Source organism: Sinorhizobium sp. CB7 (genome assembly GCF_041357635.1).
Lineage (GTDB): Bacteria > Pseudomonadota > Alphaproteobacteria > Rhizobiales > Rhizobiaceae > Rhizobium.
In genome coordinates this window covers 378542-402091 of sequence record NZ_JAULLL010000001.1, presented here as the reverse complement: position 1 = coordinate 402091, position 23550 = coordinate 378542, and the positions used below count along the sequence as shown (strand labels likewise).

The 23550-nt window shown below is 61.8% G+C and carries 18 protein-coding genes; 5 read left to right on the top strand and 13 right to left on the bottom strand.

Annotation, left to right across the window (positions count from 1 at the left end):
- Positions 1-2: 2 nt before the first annotated feature.
- The 4 genes from AAE029_RS01835 (at position 3) to AAE029_RS01820 (ending at position 5603) form a co-directional block, all read left to right on the top strand.
- Positions 3-1709 (top strand): ABC transporter ATP-binding protein, encoded by a 1707-nt coding sequence (locus tag AAE029_RS01835; protein WP_371071078.1) that lies wholly within the window; start codon positions 3-5, stop codon positions 1707-1709.
- A gap of 10 nt (positions 1710-1719) precedes the next feature.
- Complete coding sequence (otnI, locus tag AAE029_RS01830) at positions 1720-2511, top strand: 2-oxo-tetronate isomerase (RefSeq protein WP_371071077.1); 792 nt, start codon at positions 1720-1722, stop codon at positions 2509-2511.
- Entirely contained in the window at positions 2508-3383 is an 876-nt protein-coding gene (locus AAE029_RS01825; RefSeq protein ID WP_371071076.1) for a 2-hydroxy-3-oxopropionate reductase, read from the top strand. Before otnI ends, AAE029_RS01825 begins: the two co-directional genes overlap by 4 nt.
- 108 nt (positions 3384-3491) lie before the next feature.
- Positions 3492-5603, top strand: coding sequence for a beta-galactosidase (locus AAE029_RS01820; protein WP_371071075.1), 2112 nt, complete (start codon positions 3492-3494; stop codon positions 5601-5603).
- Between the two features lie 12 nt (positions 5604-5615).
- Here the strand turns inward: AAE029_RS01820 and AAE029_RS01815 are convergent, their stop codons facing one another.
- The 8 genes from AAE029_RS01815 to AAE029_RS01780 form a co-directional block, all read right to left on the bottom strand.
- Positions 5616-8639 (bottom strand): glycoside hydrolase family 38 C-terminal domain-containing protein, encoded by a 3024-nt coding sequence (locus tag AAE029_RS01815; protein WP_371071074.1) that lies wholly within the window; start codon positions 8637-8639, stop codon positions 5616-5618.
- Positions 8640-8715: 76 nt separating this feature from the next.
- The gene (mmsB, locus tag AAE029_RS01810) at positions 8716-9603 is read right to left on the bottom strand and encodes a 3-hydroxyisobutyrate dehydrogenase (RefSeq protein ID WP_371071073.1); all 888 of its coding nucleotides are present in this window, start codon (positions 9601-9603) and stop codon (positions 8716-8718) included.
- Positions 9604-9620: 17 nt separating this feature from the next.
- Positions 9621-11216: a GMC family oxidoreductase gene (locus AAE029_RS01805; protein ID WP_371071072.1), complete on the bottom strand. Its 1596-nt coding sequence runs from the start codon at positions 11214-11216 to the stop codon at positions 9621-9623.
- A 113-nt stretch (positions 11217-11329) separates the two neighbouring features.
- A complete protein-coding gene (locus AAE029_RS01800; protein ID WP_371071071.1) occupies positions 11330-12319 on the bottom strand; it encodes a branched-chain amino acid ABC transporter permease in 990 nt (329 codons plus the stop codon).
- Position 12320: 1 nt separating this feature from the next.
- Positions 12321-13208 carry a branched-chain amino acid ABC transporter permease gene (locus tag AAE029_RS01795; RefSeq protein ID WP_371071070.1) on the bottom strand — a complete coding sequence of 296 codons (888 nt, stop codon included), beginning with the start codon at positions 13206-13208 and terminating at the stop codon, positions 12321-12323.
- Positions 13209-13212: 4 nt separating this feature from the next.
- The gene (locus AAE029_RS01790; protein WP_371071069.1) at positions 13213-13914 is read right to left on the bottom strand and encodes an ABC transporter ATP-binding protein; all 702 of its coding nucleotides are present in this window, start codon (positions 13912-13914) and stop codon (positions 13213-13215) included.
- Entirely contained in the window at positions 13914-14696 is a 783-nt protein-coding gene (locus AAE029_RS01785) for an ABC transporter ATP-binding protein (RefSeq protein ID WP_371071068.1), read from the bottom strand. The genes AAE029_RS01790 and AAE029_RS01785 overlap by 1 nt, the downstream gene beginning before the upstream one ends.
- Before the next feature lie 18 nt (positions 14697-14714).
- Positions 14715-15923, bottom strand: coding sequence for an ABC transporter substrate-binding protein (locus AAE029_RS01780; protein WP_371071067.1), 1209 nt, complete (start codon positions 15921-15923; stop codon positions 14715-14717).
- Positions 15924-16094: 171 nt separating this feature from the next.
- On the opposite strand from AAE029_RS01780, the gene AAE029_RS01775 reads away from it, so the two are divergent.
- On the top strand, positions 16095-17030 hold the full coding sequence (locus tag AAE029_RS01775; RefSeq protein WP_371071066.1) for a LysR family transcriptional regulator: 936 nt from the start codon (positions 16095-16097) through the stop codon (positions 17028-17030).
- Between the two features lie 15 nt (positions 17031-17045).
- Here the strand turns inward: AAE029_RS01775 and AAE029_RS01770 are convergent, their stop codons facing one another.
- The 5 genes from AAE029_RS01770 to AAE029_RS01750 form a co-directional block, all read right to left on the bottom strand.
- Positions 17046-18041 (bottom strand): ABC transporter ATP-binding protein, encoded by a 996-nt coding sequence (locus AAE029_RS01770; RefSeq protein WP_371071065.1) that lies wholly within the window; start codon positions 18039-18041, stop codon positions 17046-17048.
- Complete coding sequence (locus AAE029_RS01765; protein ID WP_371071064.1) at positions 18038-19042, bottom strand: ABC transporter ATP-binding protein; 1005 nt, start codon at positions 19040-19042, stop codon at positions 18038-18040. Before AAE029_RS01765 ends, AAE029_RS01770 begins: the two co-directional genes overlap by 4 nt.
- The gene (locus AAE029_RS01760; RefSeq protein WP_371071063.1) at positions 19039-19923 is read right to left on the bottom strand and encodes an ABC transporter permease; all 885 of its coding nucleotides are present in this window, start codon (positions 19921-19923) and stop codon (positions 19039-19041) included. The genes AAE029_RS01765 and AAE029_RS01760 overlap by 4 nt, the downstream gene beginning before the upstream one ends.
- On the bottom strand, positions 19923-20858 hold the full coding sequence (locus tag AAE029_RS01755) for an ABC transporter permease (protein WP_371071062.1): 936 nt from the start codon (positions 20856-20858) through the stop codon (positions 19923-19925). The genes AAE029_RS01760 and AAE029_RS01755 overlap by 1 nt, the downstream gene beginning before the upstream one ends.
- Before the next feature lie 80 nt (positions 20859-20938).
- Complete coding sequence (locus AAE029_RS01750; protein ID WP_371071061.1) at positions 20939-23512, bottom strand: hypothetical protein; 2574 nt, start codon at positions 23510-23512, stop codon at positions 20939-20941.
- Positions 23513-23550: the final 38 nt, after the last annotated feature.

The following is a 23550-nucleotide window of genomic DNA, read 5'->3' as shown; positions in this document are numbered from 1 at the left end:
CCATGACGGAACTTGCCGATGACGTCGTGCTTTCGGTCAGAAACCTGTCGATTGATTTCAAGCTGCGCACGCACATCCTGCATGCGGTCGAAAATGTCAGCTTCGACCTCAAGAGCGGTCAGACCCTCTGCCTCGTCGGCGAAAGCGGCTCGGGCAAGAGTGTGACCGCACGCTCTCTGCTCCAGATCGTCGACAGGCCGGGTAGGATCGTCGGCGGAAGCATCCTGCTCCGGCAGGGCGAAGGGGCAACCGAAATCACGACGCTCGATCCGTCCGGGCGAGCGATGCGATCGATCCGCGGCCGTCGTATCGGCCTCGTTTTCCAGGAACCGATGAGCTCGCTTTCGCCCGTCCATACGATCGGCTCACAGATCGTCGAGGCGATCCGGCTCCACAGCAATCTCGACAAGAAGGCCGCGCGGGAACGGATGGTCGAACTGTTGCGGCAGGTCGAAATTCCCAATCCGGACAGGATGGCCGACCGCTATACGTTCGAATTCTCCGGCGGCATGCGCCAGCGCGCCATGATCGCCATGGCGCTTGCCGGCGATCCGGATATCCTGATCGCGGACGAGCCGACGACGGCCCTCGATGTCACCACGCAGGCGGAAATCCTGGATCTCATCAAACGTCTGCAGGTCGGGCGTGGCATGGCCATGCTGCTGATCACGCATGACATGGGCGTGGTTGCGGAAGTCGCCGACGAGGTCGCCGTCATGCGTTTTGGCCGGATCGTCGAACGTGGCCCCGTTGACGCCATCTATCATGCGGCTGGCCACCCCTATACGCGCCAGCTGCTTGCCTCGACCTTGAAGCTCACCCATCATCAGGATGGCAAGGCGCCAGCGGCGGCAAAACTCGTGGAGGGACCACAGCCGATCCTCTCGGTGCGCAACCTGAACAAGATCTTCGGCTGGCCAGGCAAGCAGAATGCTCTGCGTGCCGTCGACGGTGCAAGTTTCGACCTCTATCCCGGCGAAAACCTCGGCATCGTCGGCGAGAGCGGCTCCGGCAAGACGACGCTCGGCAGGCTGATCCTGCGCACCGTGGAGCCCAGCTCCGGCACGATCACCTACCGCAGCAATGACGGTCACGAGATTGATGTGACCGGGCTCGACAAGCGCGGTCTGAGGAATTTCCACCGCGAAGTGCGGCTGGTCTTCCAGGATCCCTTCGCCTCGCTCAATCCGCGCATGACCGTCAAGGAAGTGATCGGCGATCCGCTGATCGTCAATGGTCTCGCCAAGGGCAAGGCGCTGGAAGATCGCGTCGCCGAGCTGATGCGGCTGGTCGGTCTCGATCCGCTCGCGATGGAACGCTACCCGCATGCCTTTTCCGGCGGGCAGCGGCAGCGCATCGGCATTGCACGTGCTCTTGCACTCGATCCGCGCATCATCATAGCCGACGAAGCAACCTCCGCACTCGACGTCTCGATCCGCAGCCAGATCCTCGATCTCCTGCTCGATATCCGTCGGCGGCTGAATCTGAGCTTTATCTTCATTTCGCATGACATCTCCGTCGTGCGCTATTTCTGCGACCGTGTCGCCGTCATGCATCGCGGCAAGATCGTTGAAATCGGCGAGGCCGAACAGATCTGCACCGTGCCGCAGGAGGCTTATACCAAGAGCCTCATCTCCGCCGTTCCCAATCCAGACCCGCGCGACAAGCGCATGCTGCATCGGCATCGCTTCGTCGCCCCGGCAAACTGAGGAGAATTTCTTGCCCCGTTTTTCCGCCAATCTCTCGTTTCTGTATCAGGAGCTGCCGTTCCTGGATCGCTTCGCGGCCGCTGCCCGCGATGGCTTCGCAGCGGTCGAATATCTCGGCCCCTATGAGGCGCCGAAGGAGACCGTCGCCGCCATGCTCAGGGAGCACGGCCTGACACAGGCGCTGTTCAACGTGCCCTCCGGCAACTGGGCCGGCGGCGAGCGCGGCATTGCCTGCCTGCCCGACCGGATAGCGGAATTTCGCGACGGGATCGCGCTGGCGCTGGATTATGCCAAGGCGCTCGGTTGCAAACAGCTCAACGTCATCGCCGGGCTGGTCCCCAAGGATGCCGATCCGGTCACGCTGGAACAGGTGCTGGTCGATAACCTGAAATATGCCGGGCCGCGGCTCGCTGATGCCGGCATCAAGCTTTTGATCGAGCCGATCAACCGGCGTGACATTCCCGGCTTCTTCCTGTCGACCACTGATCATGCCGAGCGCATCCTCGACAAGGTCGGCTCCGACAACCTACTCATCCAGTACGATTTCTACCATATGCAGATCATGCAGGGCGACCTGATGCCGACCTTCACGCGGCTCAAGGACAAAATCGCCCATGTACAGATCGCCGACAATCCCGGCCGGAACGAACCCGGCACGGGCGAGATCAACTATGGCTTCATCCTGCCCGAGCTCGATCGTCTCGGCTACGCCGGCTGGGTCGGCTGCGAATACAAGCCGAAGGCCGGCACCAGCGAGGGGCTCGGATGGATGGCGCCGTACCGCAAGGGAGGACAGCAATGAACATCGGCTTTATCGGACTGGGCGTCATGGGACGCCCGATGGCGGAGCACCTGATCGATGCCGGCCACACGTTGCATCTGAGTCGGGTAAAGGAGGCCTCGCAGCATCTCGTCACCAAAGGTGGGCGAGCGGCGCCAAGTGCCAAGGCGGTGGCAGAAGCCTCTGATATCGTCATCCTGATGCTGCCGGATACGCCCGATGTCGAGGCGGTGCTGTTTGGCAACGACGGGGTTGCGGCCGGGCTCGCCCCGGGCAAACTCGTCATCGACATGAGCTCGATCTCGCCGGTCGCTACGAAAGGCTTTGCCAAGCGGATCGAGGCACTCGGCTGCGATTATCTCGATGCACCGGTTTCCGGCGGCGAGGTCGGTGCCAAGGCGGCGTCGCTGACGATCATGGTCGGCGGCAAGGAAAGAGCCTTCGACCGGGCGAAGCCGCTGTTTGAAAAGATGGGTAAGAATATCACCTTGGTCGGCGGCGTCGGCGACGGTCAGACGGCCAAGGTCGCCAATCAGATTATCGTGGGCCTCACCATTGAGGCTGTCTCGGAGGCGCTGCTGTTCGCCAAACGGGCCGGCGCCGATCCGGCCAAAGTACGAGCCGCGCTGATGGGCGGCTTTGCCGCCTCGCGCATCCTCGAGGTGCATGGCGAGCGCATGGTCAAGCAGACCTTTGAGCCGGGCTTCCGCATCCACCTACACCGCAAGGACCTGACGCTCGCCGTCGATGCTGCCCGCGCCCTCGACCTGGCGCTGCCCAACACCGCCGCAACCCAGCAGCTGATGAACGCCGCCATCGCCAATGGCGACGGCGAGCGCGACCATTCCGCGCTCATCCGAACCCTGGAACTCCTCGCTGGAGGACCACGCTAGACAGGACGCCTTTCAGAAACCTCGGACCAAAACCTGACCGCCACGGACCGGATCGATCCTCCGGACGGCGAAGCTTTGTCCGAAACAAAGATTGAAGAAGGACAGGACATGCTCAGAAACGATATCCAATTTCCCTATGGCGCCGTCTATTTCCGCAAGTCGAACCCGCCCAGGGAAGACTGGGAGCGCGACTATGGCGTCGCTGCCGAAGACGGCATCAACATCTTCCGCCACTGGTTCATGTGGAGCGCGATCGAAGTCGCCCCTGGCGTCTACGACTGGGAAGAATATGACCGGCAGATGGACCTTGCCGCAGCCAACGGCATCAAAACGGTGATTGCCGAGCTCATCCATGCCGTGCCTGACTGGGCGGTGCGCAAATATGCCCATGCCCTGCAGATCAATGCCGACGGCAGCAAGCTCGGCTCCTACATGGGCGTTTCGGCCGCGACAGGCGGCTTCTCCAACAATGGCGGCGGTGCCGGCGCCCTAACGTTGAATTGCCCTGACGTGAAGGAGGCTGCCGGCCGTTTCCTGACAACGCTCGCCACCCGCTACAAGGACCATCCGGCGATCTACGGCTATGACGTCTGGAACGAATGCAACTATTCGGCCGACGTCGACTACAGCGACTATGCGAAGGCCGCCTTTCGCGTCTGGCTGGAAAGGAAATATGGAAGCCTGAAAGCGCTGGCGAAGGCCTGGCACCGCTACAGCTATGCGGAATGGGACGATATCGAGCCGCCGGTGCATATGGCCCCCTATCCGGAATGCATCGACTGGCTGCAGTTCAAGCGCGACAATTTCTATGACCAGATGCAGTGGCGCATCGACACGATCCGCGCCGTCGACCGGAAGAATGTCATCGCCGCCCACGGCATTTCCGGTGCGATCCCGAATATGGCGGCCAATGGCTGCGACGACTGGCTTGCCGCATCCAAGGTGGAGATCTACGGCTTCACCTGGATCCAGGCCCGCAAGGGCGCAGAGGCCTGGAAGAACTGGTATGGGGTCGACATCAACCGTGCGGCCGCCCGCGGCAAACCTTTCTGGCATGCTGAGCGCCAGGGCGGGCCGCTCTGGCTGCAGCCGCAGGTGATCGGCCGCGACAAGGAGGATGGCCGTGTCGCCGAGCCGGAGGATGTCCGCCTCTGGAGCATGACGTCATTGGCAGGCGGCGCCCGTGGCGTTCTCAATTTGCGCTGGCGGCCGCTGCTCGATGGCCCGCTTTTCGGCGCCTTCGGCTCCTATGGCATGGACGGTTCGCGCACGCCGCGCTCGGAGATGGCGAGCAGCATGGCGAAATGGGCGAACGATCCTGCGCAGTCGGCACTTTGGGAAGCAAAGCCCGTGCGCGGCGAGATCGGCATTCTCGTCGTGCGTGAAACGCAGGAGTTCGACTATCTTCTGAACTACGACCGCAAGGAAAAGCCCTATCCGGAAGCCATGTGGGGCGCCTATCGGGCTTTCCTCGAAAACGGCGTCCAGCCGGACTGGGTGCATATCGACGATGTCGATGCTTATGATTTCCTCTATTTCCCCTATCCGATCATGTTCACCGACGAGCAGGCGAAGCGGTTGGCGACCTGGGTGGAAAACGGCGGCACGCTGATCGCGGAGGCTTGCCCCGGCTATTTCGGCGATCGCGGCCATGTCGGCACGGTCCAGCCGAACATGGGGCTCGACAGGGTATTCGGCGCACGCGAGGAAGAGGTCGAATTCATGCCCGACATCGGCGATCGCATTCACTTGAAGCTCGACGGCGAAGCCGTCGCCGGCGGCGGTCTCCTGCAATCCTATGCACTTGCGGGAGGAACGGCGCGTGGCCATTTCGACGACGGCCGCCTGGCGATCGTCGAAAACAGTTTCGGCAGGGGCCGCACGCTGTTGATCGGCACCAATCCCTCCGTCGCCTATTACCGCAGCGGCGGGCAGAAGAACGGCGCATTCTTTGCCAAACTCTTTCGCTGGAGTGGCAGGAGACGGCACGTGACCCTCTCCAATCCGGCGCTCGTTGCCCGCGTCCATAAGGGCGAGAAGGGCAGCTACCTCTGGCTCGTCAATCCGACACGTGCCGCGCAGACAAGCGAGATTACACTGTCAGAAGGACTGGGTACGCTCTCTTCCGGGAAGGCGTCATGGCCGACCGGTCATACGCATGCTGGTGGCTCGACGGTCGAGATTCCCGCCCGCGACGTGCTGATCTTGCCGATCGGCTGATATCGAGACAGCTTAACTGCGAACGAGCTTCCAGCTCCGCACCTCGAAAGGCATGATATCCTGACCGGCGGCTCTCTCCGCCGGTTCCTCCATGAGATTGACCGCCTCGCCCAGCCGCCATCCGACCGGTGGCCTGATGGCAAGCGCTCCGCGCCGGCCGGCCGGCTCATAGAGCCGCAAGATCAATCCCTCGCCTTCCTCCGCCGGTTTGATGGTCGAGAGCGCCACCGGCGTTCCGGAAATGGCCAGCGGCGTGACGATGCCGGGGGCGAGGTCCGTGCCGGTGATCGCCACCAGCGGCTGGTTCAGCGCTTCCGCCTCTTCCCGCACGCCGCCCTCATACCAGCTCCCGGCATGCGGCATCAGCGCATAGGTGAAGGCCTGTTCGCCCTCATCGGCAAGCGGATCGGGATAGATCGGTCCGCGCACCAGGCTGATGCCGAGCACGTCGCCACGCACGCTGTGGCCGTATTTGGCATTATTGAGCAGCGCCACGCCAAAGTCCGGTTCGCTGATATCCATGAAACGATGGGCCACCGCCTCGAACATCGCGGCATCCCAGGACGTATTCGTGTGCGTCGGGCGATTAACCACCCCATAGGCGCATTCGAAGGTCGCCATTCTCGACCGGACAGCCACGGGATTGAGACTGCGCAACAATGTGCGGCGATCATGCCAGTCGATATGGGTCTCGACGTCGAGGCGTCTGGCATTCGCCGTCAGCACATAGAGCTGCGTCACCGTCGAATCGCGATGGCGATAGCGCACCCTGATAGCAGCCCGATGCGGCCCGTCTTCGGCGACCTCCACGCTTTCGGCGGCAAGCTGTCTACCCTTTTCCGCGTAGTCGGCATCGATATCCCAGGCGTCCCACTTTCTGGGTTTGTCAGCTGTGTAGACCCAGAGCTGGTTGGCGGGTTCCGATAGCGCCTCCCTGCCCGTCTTCTTGTGGATGAGGCTGGTCAATGTCCCGTCGGCGCCGACCGTGATCGCGAGGTGATCGTTCTCGAGCCGGGTCGGACTTGCCGACAAGGCGGCGGCCGGCCTCAAAGCCGACAGATCGAAGACGGCGACGGAAAGCGGCGGCACGATGTCGGCAGTCGCGATCTGGCTGCCATCATTGAACCCGACGCACAATGGCCGCGCGGCCAGGGTCGGATTGGCGACGACAAGGGCGTCAGCGATCGGCCCTTTATCGAGCTGCGCTGCGATACGTGCCATGGCAGCCCGCTGTTCGGCACCGCCATAGGCGATCACCTCGCCAAGCTCACGCTCGGCATCCTGATAAACTTCGCGCACGCCCGATCCTGGCAGAATGTCGTGGAATTCGTTCTTCAGGACGACACGCCAATCGGCTTCGAGATTTCGCGGCGCCTGGGCGCCGAGAAGGTGGGCCATCGAGGCCAATGTCTCTGCCGTGATCAACGCCCGCTCCGCCTTGCGATGCTCGCGCTTCACACCGCTCTGTGTCGTCAGCGTCGCGCGGTGCAGTTCCAGATAGATTTCGCCGGACCAGGTCGGAAGCCGCTCCCGCTTGGCCGTTTTATGGGCGGCAGCGAAGAAATCCGACACCCTGCCCCAGCGAGCCTGCGGAATTGCGGGAAAATCACGAAGCTGCACCTCGCGCTCGACCATTTCCGGGGTAACGCCGCCACCGCCGTCGCCATAGCCGACGGCAAGCAGCGACGTCCTGTGCAGCGTCTTTGCACGGAAATTCTTCCAGGTGGGCAAATAGCAGTCCGCCCGCACGAAACCGTTATAGCCCTGCATCGGATTGTCGAAGGTATGGGTCAGCACACGGCTGCCATCGAGCCCTTCCCACCAGAAGAGATCATAGGGAAAACGATTGGTTTCGCTCCAGTTGACCTTGATGGTGAAAAAGCTCTCGATGCCACCCTGACGCAGGAGCTGCGGCAAGGCGCCGGAAAAGCCGAAGCAGTCCGGCAGCCAGCAGACGGTATGACGCGCTCCGAAGGTCCTCTCGAAATAGCGCTGGCCGTAGAGGATCTGGCGCACGAGGCTTTCACCCGTTGGCATGATCGTGTCGGGCTCGATCCACATGCCGCCGATGGTTTCCCACTTGCCGGCGGCCACGTTCTCCTTGATGCGGGCAAAGAGCGCCGGATCGTCCTCCTCGATCTGCGCGTAATAATGCGCGGTCGACTGATTGAACCGGAAATCCTCCGACCGTTCCATCAGCGAGAGCGCCGTATGGAAGGTGCGGCGGGTCTTGCGGCGCGTCTCGTCGTAGGGCCAGAGCCAGGCGAGATCGATATGGGCGTGACCAGTCAGCAGCAATTCGCCCTGCGGCGGGTAGTCCGCTTTCAATTCCCGCAATCGCGCCGAAAGCCTCGCATGGACGGCAACGACGCTCGCACGCTCCTCTTCGGTTAACGCAGGGGGATTTTCCACGAGCTCCGGCAACTCCCAGATCTTCTGCTGGGTTTCGCTCTCCGCAGTGCGTGAGACATAGCCGGCGGTCGCCGACGGCCAGTCGAGGCTATAAAGCGCCTTCTCGGCGGCGGTGAGCAGGTGCGGCACGACCTCATGGTCGCCAAGGGCTTCGACAGCTTCGATGATCTGGGTGAGCAGGAGATGCAGCCGGTGAACCGGCTGGTCGAGCCAGGCGAGCCGGGCACGGTTGAGCCTCGGCGCGCGATTGGGTTCACCGAAGGGGAAGCGGGCGACGCTCTCGCTGGTGATCAGGAAAGCCCGTTCCTTCAGCGGAAATTCCTGGTGATAAGGATCGAGACCGAAGGTTTCCGCCCGGCCGTCGGCATAGGAAAGCGTAATCAGACTCTCGCCGCCGAGATCGAGCTGCAGTCTCGCCTCCTCGTGCGGCCAGTTGGCCGGCAACTCGGTCCAGGCCGAGAAATGCACAACGCCCTTGCTGCGCGGCCATGGCTCTCCGAGCGCGATGGGCTCGCCGTCGAAGGTCCATCCGCCAATGGGATGGATGGCGCGGTTTCGCCAATGGAGAAGCTCTGCGACGCGGACCTTGAGACGTGCCAGTCGCTGGGCGACGGTAAGATGCATAGGAACCTGCCATGGGGTCGGCCACGGCCAATTCGGTCATGGCTTTAAACGGGATGGCGCCGACCATAATCCAACCTCAGCCCGATGTCTGCTCCCGAAACATCTCGATGATCGCCGAAAAGTCACGGCCGCCATTTCCCTGTTTTTCAAAGAGGGAATAGAGCTGTGCGGCCTCCGCACCAAGGGGTGTCGAGGCGCCGCTTGCAAGCGCTGCCTCCTGCGCCAGCCGCAGATCCTTGAGCATCAGCGCCGCCGCGAAGCCCGGCCTGTAGCCGCTGTTGGCGGGTGAGGTCGGAACCGGCCCAGGCACGGGGCAATAGGTGTTGATCGACCAGCATTGGCCCGATGAGGTCGAGGCAACATCGAAGAGAGCCTGATGCGAAAGGCCAAGCTTTTCGGCGAGCACGAAGGCCTCGCAGACCCCGATCATCGATACGCCAAGGATCATGTTGTTGCAGATCTTGGCCGCCTGCCCGGCGCCGGCTTCGCCACAATGGACGATCCTCTTGCCCATCGCCTCGAGGATCGGTTTTGCCCGGGCAAAGCTCTCGTCCGAACCGCCCGCCATGAACGTCAGCGTGCCGGCGGCGGCTCCCCCGGTACCGCCGGAGACCGGCGCGTCGAGCGACAGGCATCCGCTGGCCTTTGCCATCTCATGCGCTTTGCGCGCGCTCTCGACATCGATCGTGGAGCAATCGATGATCAGCGTCTCATGGGGGGCCGAGCGCAGGATATCGCTCCAGACCGTCAGCACGTGCTTGCCCTGCGGCAACATCGTCACGATGGTTTCAGCATCCGCGATCGCCTGGCTGAGAACGCTCGCCGGTTTTACTCCGGTTGCTTCCGCCGCCTTCAGGACCGGCGCAGCCAGATCGAAACCGGTGACGTCGAAGCCGGCTTTGACGAGATTGGCGGCCATCGGCCCGCCCATATTGCCCAATCCGATAAATGCAATCCCTGCCATGCTTCTATCCTCCCATTTCATCTGTTGTCCGTCAGGATCATCGCCGCCGCTTTCTCGGCGATCATGATGGTCGGTGAGTTGGTATTGCCCGACGTGATCGACGGCATGACCGAGGCATCCGCAATGCGAAGCTTCGAAAGTGCCCTGAGCTTCAGACGCGGATCAACGACGCTGTCCTTATCGCCGCCCATGCGGCAGGTGCCGACCGGATGGAAGATCGTGGTGCCAATGTCGCCGGCCGCCCGCTCTAGATCGGCGTCACTCTGATAGGTGGGACCGGGCTTGAATTCCTCCGGCCTGAAGCGGGCAAAGGAAGGCTGCGCCACGATCCTGCGCGTCAGGCGGATCGCGCGCACGGCGATATCGCGGTCGCGTTGGGTCGAGAGATAGTTGGGGCTGATGATCGGCTGCGCGGCGAAATCCGGGCTGCTCACATGAACCGAGCCGCGACTTTCCGGCCGCAAGTTGCAGACGCTCGCCGTAATCGCCGGGAAGGGATGCACGGGATCGCCGAATTTATCGAGCGACACCGGCTGCACATGATATTGCAGGTCCGGCGTCTCCTTGTCCGGACCCGAACGGGTGAAGATGCCGAGCTGGCTCGGCGCCATGGCCATCGGGCCCGATCGGCGGACCAGATACTCGAGGCCGATCGCCGCCTTGCCGATCAGCCGCGTCGCCTTCTCGTTCAGGGTCGGCACGCCTGTCACCTTATAGGCAAGGCGGAGTTGCAGGTGATCCTGAAGGTTTTCGCCGACGCCCTTTGCTTCTGCTGTCACATCGATGCCCGCCTCCCGGAGAACGTCGCCGCGGCCGATACCTGAAAGCTGCAATATATGCGGCGAACCAATCGCGCCGGCAGATAGAACGGTCTCCTTGCTGGCGTAGGCGCGTTTCGCCGTACCGTCGTGCTGGAATTCCACGCCGACGACAGCGCCTTCCTCGATCAGCAGCCGGCGCGCCTGCGCCTTGGTCAGCACCGTCAGATTGCTCCGTTTCTTCGCCGGCCGGAGAAAGGCTTTGACCGTATTCCAGCGAATGCCGGAGCGCTGGTTGACGTCGAAATAGCCGGAACCCTCATTGTTGCCGCGGTTGAAATCAGCGGTCTCCGGGATGCCGGCTTCCTTCGCCGCCGCCTGAAAGGCATCGAGCACAGCCCAGCGCACGCGCGCCTTCTCGACCCGCCATTCGCCGCCGGCACCGTGCATCTCGTCCTCGCCCTTGTAGTAGTCCTCTGATTTTCGGAAAAAGGGCAGCAGTTCGTCCCAACTCCAGCCGTTGCATCCCATCTGCCGCCAGAGATCGTAATCACGTGCCTGCCCGCGCATGTAGATCATGCCGTTAATCGAGGAGCAGCCGCCGAGCACTTTTCCCCGCGGATAGTTCAGCGATCGGCCGTTCAGCCCCTTTTCCGGCGCGGTGGTAAAGCACCAGTCGGTGCGCGGATTGTTGATGCAGTAGAGATAACCGACGGGGATATGGATCCAGTGGTAATTGTCGCGACCGCCCGCTTCCAGAAGTAGCACGCGGTTGTTGCGGTCCTCGGAAAGCCTGTTGGCGAGCACGCAGCCGGCGCTGCCCGCACCGATGATGATATAGTCGTAACGATCCATTCTCCACTCCGCGACGAGACTTACGCGAAGCACTTGCTGCGCAGGTCGATCTCCCGAAGGTTCAAGTCTTGAGGGCCGGGTGGAGCCTCCGTCCGGCCTCAATGGCGAGCCGCTTAGCGGCGATAATCAAAACCCAGCTTTCGTCCCAATCGCGAGGCGTAGAACTCGCCGATGATACCGCGCCGGAAGATCAGCACGCAGATCATGAAGACGATGCCGGTGATGATGGTGACCGGAAACTCGGATGTGGCGAGATAATTCTCCAGGACGACCACGAGCCCTGCGCCGAAAAGCGGCCCGATCAGCGTTCCGATGCCGCCGAGCAGCGTCATCAGGATCACCTCGCCCGACATCTGCCAGGCGACGTCCGTCAGCGTGGCGAACTGGAAGACGAGCGATTTGACCGCACCGGCAAGACCGGCAAGCGCTGCCGACATGACGAATGCGCCGAGTTTATAACGCGCCACTGAATAGCCGAGCGAGGTCGCCCGAGCCTCGTTTTCACGGATCGATTTCAGGATCATGCCGAAGGGCGAGTTGATGAAGCGCCAGATGATCAGCACGCCGATGACGAAGACCGCCAGCACGAAATAATACATGTTAGTTGAGCTGTTCAGGTCGATGAAGCCGAAGAGATGACCGCGCGGGACCGACTGGATGCCGTCCTCGCCATGTGTGAATTCGGCCTGCAGGCAGAAGAAGAAGAACATCTGCGCAAGCGCCAGCGTAATCATGGCGAAATAGATGCCCTGGCGACGGATCGCGAAAAACCCCATGACCAAGCCGAGGAAGGCAGCTCCGGCAACGCCGACGACGATGCCGAGTTCGGGCGGCAGGCCCCATTCCTTGACCGTGTAGGCTGTGAAATAGGCCGCACCGCCGAAGAAGGTCGCATGGCCGAACGAGAGCAGGCCGGTATAGCCGAGCAGCAGATTGAAGGCGCAGGCAAAGAGTGCGAAGCAGAGCAGCTTCATCAGGAAGATCGGGTAGAAGAAAAACGGCGCAAGCAGCAGAAGCAGCAGCCCAATTGTCAGAAAACCCGCCTGCACCGACACGGCAGTGCGGCTTTTCTCGGTTCTGAGCGTATCGGTTATGTTTGCCATGTCACGCGTCCCGGCCGAAGAGGCCCGCGGGCCTGATGAGAAGCACGATTGCCATGATGACGAAGATCACGATGTTCGAGGCTTCCGGATAAAAGACCTTGGTGAGGCCTTCCGCGACGCCGAGCACATAGCCGGTTATGATCGCACCCATGATCGAGCCCATGCCGCCGACGACGACCACCGCGAAGACGACGATGATGATGTTCGATCCCATCAGCGGCGAGACCTGGTAGATCGGTGCGGCCAGCACGCCGGCGAAGGCAGCAAGGCCGGCGCCGAGCGCATAGGTCAAGGTCAGGAGCACCGGCACGTTGACGCCGAAGGCCTGTACGAGGACCGTATTTTCGGTCGCGGCGCGCAGGTAGGCGCCGAGCTTGGTCTTCTCGATCAGCAGCCAGGTTCCGATGCAGACGACCAGCGAGACGACAACCACCCAGCCGCGATAGATCGGCAGGAACATGAAGCCGAGGTTCGCCCCGCCTGTAAGGGCCGGCGGTGTCGCATAGGGCTGACCGGAAGAGCCATAGACATAGCGGAACGTACCTTCGACCGCGAGCGCCAGTCCGAAGGTAAAAAGCAGCCCGTAGAGCGGGTCGAGATCGTAGAGCCGCCGCAGGAAAAGCCTCTCGACGATCGCCCCGAGCAGGCCGACGATGACAGGCGCCAGGATCAGCGACGGCCAGTAGCCGATCCCGAGATAGGCAAGCAGCAGATAAGCGACGAAAGCGCCGAGCATGTATTGGGCGCCGTGGGCGAAATTGATGACACGCAACAGGCCGAAAATGATGGCGAGGCCGAGGCTCAGCAGCGCATAGAAGGAGCCGTTGATCAGCCCGATCAGAAGCTGGCCGAGGAGCGCCTGTACGGGAATGCCGAAAATCATCGTCATGACGTCAGACCCCCAGAACCCTGTGCAGCATATCCATCCGCTGCGGCAATTCTCGGACCGGAAATTCCGCGACCATCTTGCCGTGATCCATGAGATAGAAGCGATCTGCGATGCGGCTGGCAAAGCGAAAATTCTGCTCGACGAGAAGGATCGTCATGCCGCGCTCCCTAAGTTTCTTCAGCACCTCGCCGATGCGCTGGACGATGACGGGCGCAAGCCCTTCCGTCGGCTCGTCCAGAAGGAGCATGCGCACCCCCGTGCGAAGGATGCGGGCGATGGCGAGCATCTGCTGCTCTCCACCGGAAAGCTTGGTGCCGGCGCTGTTGCGTCGTTCATAGAGGTTGGGAAAGAGCTCGTAGATTTCATCGATCGTCATGCCGCCATTGGCAACGACCGGCGGCAGCATCAGGTTTTCGGAGACGGAGAGACTCGAGAAGATACCGCGCTCTTCCGGCACGAAGCCAATGCCTCGATGCGCTGTCTTGTGCAACGGCACATGCATCATGTCGGTTCCGCCGAAATGGATCCTTCCCTTGCGGGCGCGCACGATGCCGACGATCGTGCGCAGCGTCGTCGTCTTGCCGACGCCGTTGCGCCCGAGGATCGTGATCGTCTCGCCCTCGCCGACCGCCATGTCGATGCCGTGGAGAACATGACTTTCGCCGTACCAGGCGTTGAGGCCCTTGATATCCAGAAGCGTGCTCATCAGGCCTCCTCCGAACCCATGTAAGCCTCGCGCACACGCGAATCCTGGCTGACGGCCGCATAGTCGCCTTCCGCCAGGATTTCACCGCGCTGGAGCACGGTGACATGGTGACAGATATTGGCGACGACCGAAAGATTGTGTTCGACCATCAACACGGCCCGATCGCGGGCGACGTTGCGGATGATCTCGGAGACGACGCTGACATCCTCCTGCCCCATCCCGGCCATCGGCTCGTCGAGAAGCAGGACCTTGGGGTCCAGCGCCAGCGTCGTGGCGATTTCCAGGACCCGCTTGCGGCCGTATGACAGATCGGCGGCTATCGTATTGCGCTCCTTCATCAGACCGACGGCAGCAAGGAGTTCATCGGCCCTGTGGTTGAGGCTGTCGAGGGCCGAAAGCGGCCGCCAGAACTGATGGGCGAGATTGTTCGGCCGCTGGAGCGCGACGCGGATATTGTCGAGCACGCTCAGATGCGGAAAGACCGCCGAAATCTGAAACGAACGCACGAGCCCCATGCGGGCCACCTTGTCCGGCGGCGTGTTGGTAATGTCCGTGCCGAGCAGCTCGATCGTGCCATGGGTCGGCTGCAGGAACTTGGTCAGCAGATTGAAGACCGTCGTCTTGCCCGCGCCGTTCGGCCCGATCAGCGCGTGGACGCTGGCATGGTGGACATCGAGATCGACATTCTTCACCGCCGTGAAGCCACCGAAATCGCGGCGGAGACCGCGGGCGGAAAGCACCACCCGCGGCGTATTATCAGTCTGCATCGGGAAGGCCGACATCGCCTCTTTCCGCGACCGTTACGACTTCACCAGATCGCAGCCGCTCTTGGCGGGATCGATATAGGCTTCCTTGCCGGGAATCGTCGCCAGCACGTTGAAATAGTCCCAATCCTTTTTGCTTTCCTCGGGCTTCTTCACCTGGAGGAGATACATGTCGTGAATCATGCGACCGTTTGGCCCGACGGTGCCGCTCTGGGCGAAAAAGTCATCGACCGGCATCTGATGCAGTTCCTTGGCAACGGCTTCCGTATCGTCGGTGCCGGCCTTCTGGATAGCCTTCAGATATTGCATCACGGCGGAATAGGTGCCGGCATGGACCATGTTCGGCATCTTGCCGGTCCGCTCGTGGAAGCGCTCGCCGAACTTGCGGCTTTCATCGTCGCGGTTCCAGTAATAGCCTTCGGTCAGCGTCAGGCCCTGGGCCGCCTGCAGGCCGAGACCATGCACTTCGGCAAGCGTGAAGAGCAATGCCGCAAGATGCTGTCCGCCCTGGGTGATTCCGAATTCGGACGCCTGCTTGATGGCGTTGGAGGTATCGAGACCGGCATTGGCAAGACCGATGACCTTGGCACCCGATGACTGCGCCTGGAGCAGGAAGGATGAGAAATCATTGGTCGACAGCGGATGGCGAACCGAGCCGACGATCGTGCCGCCGTTCGCCTTGACGAAGTCGCTCGTCTGCTGCTCCAGCGAATAGCCGAAGGCATAGTCCGCCGTCAGGAAGAACCAGCTGTCGCCGCCCTGCTTGACGAGGGCGCCGCCGGTGCCGACCGCAAGCGCGTGCGTGTCATAGGCCCAGTGGAACCCGTAGGGGGAGCACTGCTTGCCGGTGAGTTCCGTCGTCGCCGCACCCGTGACGATATCGATCTTCTTTTTTTCCTTGGCGATCGCCTGAACGGCGAGCGCTACCGACGAGGTCGTCAGCTCCATGATGGCGTCGACCTGTTCCGTATCATACCATTGCCGAGCAATGTTGGAGGCGATGTCCGGCTTGTTCTGATGGTCGGCGTCGACGATCTCGATCGGAACGCCCAGCACCTTGCCGCCGAAATCCTCGACCGCCATCTTGGCAGCCTCGACGGAGGATTTCCCGCCGAAATCGGCATAGACGCCGGACTGGTCGTTCAGAATTCCGATCTTCACCTTGCCGTCGGATGCGCCATCGGCAAGCACCGCCGTGCTGCTTGCAAGCAGGACTGCAAGCGACGCAATGAAACTCTTTCGCATATTATCTCCTCCCAGAGACTGGCCAGATTGCGGGTCTGTTCAAAATTGATGAGCCGTTCTCCTCAAAACGGCTGCTCCACTCCCTACGATCACGGAAATTAGACGCAGGTGCAAGGGGAGTTTACAATTAATTCCAAACAGTATCTGTTCATTTTTGAACAGAGAAAGCCGATGACCCATCAACTGCATTTCACCTGGGACGATCTGCAATTCTTTCTGGCCGTGGCGCGATCAGGACAGCTTTCGACCGCTGCGCGGCAATTGCGGACCAGCCACGCGACCGTCGCACGCCGGATCGACCGGCTCGAATTCGCCCTCAAGGTGAAGCTCTTCGAACGCAATCCGCGCGGGTATGTGCTGACCAGCATGGGCCAACGCTTCGTCGATACGGCCGAGAAAATGGAGCAGGAGACCGAGCGGTTGCAAGCTGATCTTGCCGCTGGCGCCATGGCCCAGCGCGGTGTCGTGCGCATCAGCGCACCCGAGGGCTTTGCCAATTTCTTCTTCGCTCCGATCCTGCAGGATTTCCATCTGCGCCATCCCAACATCTCTCTGGAACTGGTGACGATCCAGCAGATCATGTCTCTCTCGCGCAAGGAGGCCGATCTCGCCGTCGTCCTCGATCCGCCGAAAGCGGGACCCTATTTCTCGGAGAAGCTGACCAATTATCATCTGCAGGTCTATGGCTCACGGGACTATCTCGCGCGCAACCCGCCGATCACCTGCCGTGACGATCTCCTGAACCATGTCTTCATCGGCTATATCCAGGACATGATCTTTGCGCCCGGACTAGACTATCTCGACGACATCCATCCCCGCATCAAGCCGCAATTTCAAAGCTCCAGCATCTTCGCGCAGTTGACCGCCACGCGGAACGGCCTCGGCCTCTGCGTTCTGCCCTACTTCTTCGCCAACCGTTATCCTGAACTGCAGATGGTGCTGCCGAACGAAGTCGACCTCGAGCGCCACTATTGGATCACCTGCCATCGCGACCTCAGGCATGTGCCGCGCGTGCGCATCATCATCGATTTCCTGACGGAAGCCGTGCGCAGGAACGCGCCCGCCTTTCTCGGACAGGCGCCCCTCCACGCCGTATCGCGGATCTGAGTTCCCGCCAAGAAATCAGGCCGGGAGCGGGATCGGATTGGGCTTTGCGAAATGGCAGGCGGCAAACTGGCCTGCGGACACCTCGCGCAACGGTGGCCGGTCGATTTTGCAGACATCCTGGGCGATCGGACAACGTGTATGGAAACTGCAGCCGGGCGGGATGCGCGACGGGCTCGGCACATCGCCTTCCAGAACGATCCGCCTGCTCTTGCGGTCGGGATCGGGCTCGGGTGCTGCCGACAGCAACGCCTGCGTATAGGGATGCTGCGGCATCGAATAGACAGCCTTCTTCGGCCCGATCTCGACGATGCGCCCGAGGTACATGACGGCGACACGATCGGCGATATGGCGCACGACCGCCAGGTCATGGGCGATGAACAGGAAGGAAAATCCCTTTTTCTCCTGGAGGTCCTGCATCAGGTTGATGATCTGTGCCTGGACGGAGACGTCGAGCGCGGAGACGGGTTCGTCGGCGACGATAAAGCCGGGCTCGAGTGAGATCGCACGCGCAATGCCGATGCGCTGGCGCTGACCGCCGGAGAACTGGCGCGGGTAGCGGTCCATGTAGCTCGGCGGCAGCCCGACCTGCGTGAGCAGGTCCGCAACCCTTTCCCGTCGCTCCTTCTTCGAGCGTACGAGCCCGAAGGCATCGAGCGGTTCGCTGATGATTTCCGCAATCGAACGCCTCGGGCTGAGCGAACCGAAGGGATCCTGGAAGATCATCTGGACCTTGCGCCGCATCGCACGCATCTTCTCGGAGGAAAGCGAGGTCAGATCCGTGCCCTCGAAGACGACGCGTCCTTCGCTGGGCTCGATAAGCCGCAGCAGCAGGCGGCCGAGCGTCGACTTGCCGCAGCCCGATTCGCCGACCAGCGCCAGGGTCTCACCCTTGAGGATCTCGAACGTCACCTCGTCGACCGCCCTTACCCCATCCTTGGGCTGTGCGAAGGAGAGAGCTCCGCCATCGGAAAAGACCTTGCTGATGCCTTCTGCGCGAAGGATGGCATTCATTGCACCGTCTCCCTGGCTTGAACCGAAACCTCTGCGGCCGTAACCCAGCAGGCGGCCCGGTGCGCCGGCCCGAAGGAGAACATCGGCGGCATCTCACTGGCGCATCGGTCGACGCGCAGCGGACAGCGCGCATAGAAGGGGCATCCGGCCTTGACAGATCCCGCGACGGGAACGGAACCGGGAATCTGATAAAGACGCGTATTGTCGTCGCTGAGCCGCGGAATGGATTGCAGCAGCCCGCGCGTATAGGGGTGGCTGGGATGGCGGAAGATCGAGCGGACATCCGCATCTTCCACCACCCTGCCGGCATACATGACGATGACCCGCTCGCACACCTCCGCGATCACGCCGAGATCGTGCGAAATCAAGAGGACTGCCGTATCGAGCGTACTACGGATCTTCTGCATCAATTCCAGGACTTGCGCCTGGATGGTGACGTCGAGGGCCGTCGTCGGTTCGTCGGCGATCAGGAGCTTTGGATTGCAGGCGACTGCCATGGCGATCATCACACGCTGGCGCATGCCGCCGGAGAACTGATGCGGATAGGCGTCAAGACGGCCCTCCGGATTGGGAATGCCGACGAGCTTCAGGAGTTCGATGGTGCGAGCTCGCCGCTGTTCGCGGGTCATCGTTTCATGAAGCTTGAGGGCTTCGCCGATCTGGTCGCCGATCGTCATCACCGGATTGAGCGAACTCATCGGCTCCTGAAAGATCATTGCAATATCGCGGCCGCGAATATCAGGCATTTGGGGGAGCGGCAGATCCAGGAGATTGACACCGTTGAATTCGATGCGGCCTTCGGAAATACGGCAGAGCTCTGGTACCAGCCGCATGATGGCGAGCGAGGTGATGGATTTGCCGGAACCGGATTCGCCGACGATCCCGACCGAGCCACCGGCATTGATCTCGAAGTTCACGCCATCCACGACACGGATGGGATTGGCAACCGAGCCGAACTCGACTCTAAGGTTCTCCACTTTCAGGAGCGGTGTGTTCTTCATTGGGCCGTCTCCGGATCGAGTACGTCACGCACGGCGTCGCCGAACAGATTGAAAGCGAGCACCACGCAGGTGATGGCGATGCCGGCGCCGATGATCGGCCAGGGCGAACCGAACAGATTGTTGAGGCCGTCACGAATGATATTGCCCCAGCTCGGATTCGGCGGCTGGGTACCAATGCCGAGGAAGCTGAGGGAGGCTTCCAGACGAATGGCCGAGGCGACCCAGAGCGTCATCAGGACGATGATCGGCGCCGCGATGTTCGGGATGATGTGGCGAAAGATGATCACCGGCGTGCGCACGCCAACCGCGACGGCGGCCTCCACATAGGGCTCCTGCTTGACTGCGAGCGTCGAGGCACGGGCAACGCGGGCAAAGCCGGGAATGAAAGCGACCGTGATGACGGCAATGACGTTCCAGAAGCCGCCGCCCAGCACGGCAGCGATGATGATGGCGAGAAGCAGTTCGGGGAACGCCAGCAGCAGGTCGATGATGCGGGAAATGATGCGATCGGTGATACCGCCGAAATATCCGGCGGTAACGCCGAGCATCGTGCCGAAGATCGCCGCCAGCGTTGGCGCCGTCAGACCGAAGATCAGCGAATTGCGCGACCCGTAGATCATGCGCGACAGCACGTCCCGGCCGAACTGGTCCGTGCCGAGCCAATGCTGCATCGAGGGCGCCTGATTGATGGCGAGAATGCTTTGCGTCAGTGGATCGTAAGGCGCAAGCAGCGGCGCAAAGACCGCAACCAGCACGAAGACGACCACGATGAATACCGCGAATATGGTGGAAACCCTGCCATAGAGAACGTGCTGGATCGCATGGATCAGGCGGCGGTCTTCCGCGATGGTCTGTGAACCCGGTTCGATTGTTGTTGTCATCACTTCACCCGAATTCTTGGATCGACGACGATGTAGACGAGGTCCATCACCAGATTGATGAGCACCACGAACATGGCGAAGACGACAACGCCGCCCTGAATGACCGCGTAATCGCGTTCCGAGATGGCGCTGATCAGAAGCTTGCCGATGCCGGGGCGATTAAAGACGAGCTCGATCGCAACCGAGCCGGAGAGCGTTGCAAGCATGCTGAGACCAAGTCCTGTCGTCACCGGCAGGAGTGCGTTGCGCAGCCCGTGGCGATAGATGACGCGGCCTTCGCGCGCCCCCTTGGCGCGGGCCGTGCGGACATAATCCTTGCCGAGCACCTCGAGCAGCGACGTGCGCGTCAGGCGGCCGATGAAAGCGGCCTTGACCAGCGCAAGCGTCAGCGCCGGCAGGAAGACGTGATGCATCCGGTCGATGAAGCCCGTGCCGCCGCCATTGATCGGAAACCAGCCGAGGTTGAGCGAGAAGACGATCAGGAGAAGAGCGCCGAGATAGAAGTCGGGAATGGCGTAGCCGATCAGCGAGAAGCCGCGCATGGCGGAATCGGGTGCCTTGTTGCGGTTCGTCGCGGCAAACACGCCGAAGGGCACGCCGACGGCGACCCCCATCACCATGGCGACGATCGTCAGTTCAATCGTGTAGGGAAGATTGTAGCCGATCAGGCCGAGCACCGACTGGTTCGTCATCAATGACTTACCGAAATCGAGCGTACAGACGCCGATGACGAAGTTGATATACTGATGCCAGAGCGGCACGTTGAGACCCATTTTTTCCCGGAATGCCGCAAGCTGTTCCGGGGTCGCCATATCGCCGAGTGCGGCAATCGCGGGATCGCCGGGGAGGATACGCATGGCGATAAACACCAGCGTCAGGACCAGGAGAATGGTCGGGATGGCGTCCAGCAATCTGAACAAGAAATATCGAGCCATATGGTCTCCTCCTTCTCCTCATGCCCAGCGGCTCTGCCGGGCATGAGATCGACTGGACTGGCCGCGGGCCGTCCGGGCACTCAGTTCTGCAGCACCGTGCGATAGGGCTCGTTTGCAAGATTGTCTTGCAACCCCGGTGTCAGCACCGCTCGTCCGTCCCTCCTCGAACTGACGAAATACTGCAGATGAAATTTCGAACCGGTGTAGTCGCCGGGGATGGTCACGGTATAGCCGCTGCCGTCCCGGTTCATCGTTGCCGATTTCCACCGTTCGGCCTGATTGATATGACGATAATACAACACCGGATCACCGTCCACGCCCTCTTCGAGACGAATTGTAAGTGGCTTTCCCGCCGTAAAGCTGCTTGGCGCCTCAATGCGCAGAGCGGCTGAAGTCACGGGGCGACGCGCCTTCAGGGCATCGATGGCGGCCTGAACCTCCGTGCTCGGATGCACGGACTCGTGCTTGCCGGCACCACGCAGAGATTCGAGATCGAGGATCTCCGCCTGGATTTCCGGCAGGCGCGCATGCCAGGAGCCTCGCAGCCAGGATTGCGGTCCATAGGTGAGATCGTCGTGATAGAGGTCGCGAGAGACGTCGGCGATCGTCTGCCAGGCCATGGCGGAACGCCGGGCATGATCAAGCACCGGCTCGATCAGAGCCGAAACCTTCGTGGCGACGAACAGTTCGGCCCAGCAGGCCGCACGGAATCGCTCGGCGAAGAAGCGCGCAAGGCCGCCGCAGATCTGGATATCGGTGACGATACGCTGGACCGCCGGCGAGCCAAAGCTTGCTGTCCGCTTGGCGCTCAGCACTGCGCTTTCGCAACCGTCCGCCATCGCCTCCAGCCAGTCGGCGACGTCAAGTGGCGTGTAGCGATGCGACTCCTTTCCGGCAAGCAGCAGCTCGGCATATTCGCGCGCCGATGCAAACAGCGCGGAATCGAAGGTTGGCGCATTGCCGAAGCGTACGGGACCTTCCATGTCGAAGCCGTAGGCGCGCTTGCCCGATCCTTCGACCAGCGGCAGGTTGGTGTAGATTTCCGGCCAGTAATGGTTGTTCGATGCCGAAGGGCCATGGGCCAGCGTGACGAGCGGCAACACGCGGCTCGCCCAGGACAGACCCTTCTCGCATTGATCGGCCGCATCGCCGCATTCATGCTTCAGATAGCGCATCCAGCCTTCGCGCGGGGCCTCCGGATTGTAGAGCCGGCGGCCCCAGACCCGATATTGATAGTCATACTTCTGCCAGTCATAGCGGGTCGGCATGCCCTGCTTCTGGTAATTGAAACGGCCGCCGGGAATGCCGGTGCCCATGCGGCCCTTGAAGCTCTGCGGCTCGCACCATTCGACACCGTCGGATCCGGCGAACATCGAGCTGCGGCCGTATCCGGCGGCGAATTCCGGATCGCCCCATAGCAGCACGCGCTGGGTGCCGGCCCAGATGCGGTAGATGACCTTGTAATCCTTATCCTTGGTCAAGAGGTCGCCGTAGCTGTAGCGCAGGAACTTGCGCGAGCCTTCGCTCAACTGCTCGCGCTCGCTTCGCGGCACCTCCGGCGGATACTCCTTGTTGCGGATCGCCGACTGGTGATAGGGCGGGCCCATGTGCTCGGCGAGATATTTCGGCGATGCCGCAAAGGGCATGCCGGTTTCGCGCGCGATCTGCAGCATTTCGTGATCGAGGCCCTTGCCGTGCATGTCGATCTCGACGGGTCTGCCGGCAGCCGCCACGCCCGCGAAGGCCTCGCGCCAGAAGCCGTATTCGCCTTCTGCAATGCCGCCCTCGACATGAACGCGGAATGTCAGGCCGGTGATTTCGGGGACCTCACGCAGCAAGCGCGTCAGCGCCGCCCGGCAATAGGGGGCAAGATTGTCGTCGGTGACGCCGCGCACGGTATAGTTGGCGCGCGGCACATCATCGAAATCGTAGCGCTGCGTCCAGAGCGCGAGCTGGAATTCCAGGCCGCGCCTGGCCGCCTCGCGGCCGATGAACTTCAGCATATCGAGATTGGCGTCACGTTCCTCGTCGGAAAGCTCGAGCACATCGATGTCATAGCCCGGAACCCGCATCAGGAACGGATAGGGGAAATAGAAATAGACGTCGGTGATCCAGGGATTATGGTAGGGATAATTGTACCCCATGCCCAGGGTCAGCGAGAACCGGTTGAACCGGTTGGAAGCAAGCATGGTGAGATAATCGCGCCATTGCTGCCTGTCATAGAACCAAACCTTGTCCTCCTCCTCGCTGCAGAACAATCGCGCCATGCTGCGGATGCGCGCCGATGGCTGCTCGATAAGCGGAAAGGTGCCGGCAAAAAGATCCTCGCCTTCAGCGTAACGCACGCGGTCGGCCAGTTCCGTGAGCGCATAGACGAGGCCGCGATCATCATGCGCCCAGACGGTAATGGTGTCGCCGCTGCGGTCGAGCGCGAAAGCTTCGGCCGCCTGCGGCATGCCGGCCGGGGCTTCGGGCGACGCAGTCGATCCCGTTCCGGTCACCACGATTGAGAGGCCCTCTCCCGCCCTGTCGCCTTCGCTAACCGCAACGCCGCGTCGCTTCAGGCGGCTTCGCAATTCGTCGACGGCCCAGCGCACCGCCTCCGACAGGGAACCGGAAGGCAGAACGACGGTGATGGAAGCGACTTGCGCCATGGGCGTTACCTCACGGAAAAAGGGACACGGGCAGCGCC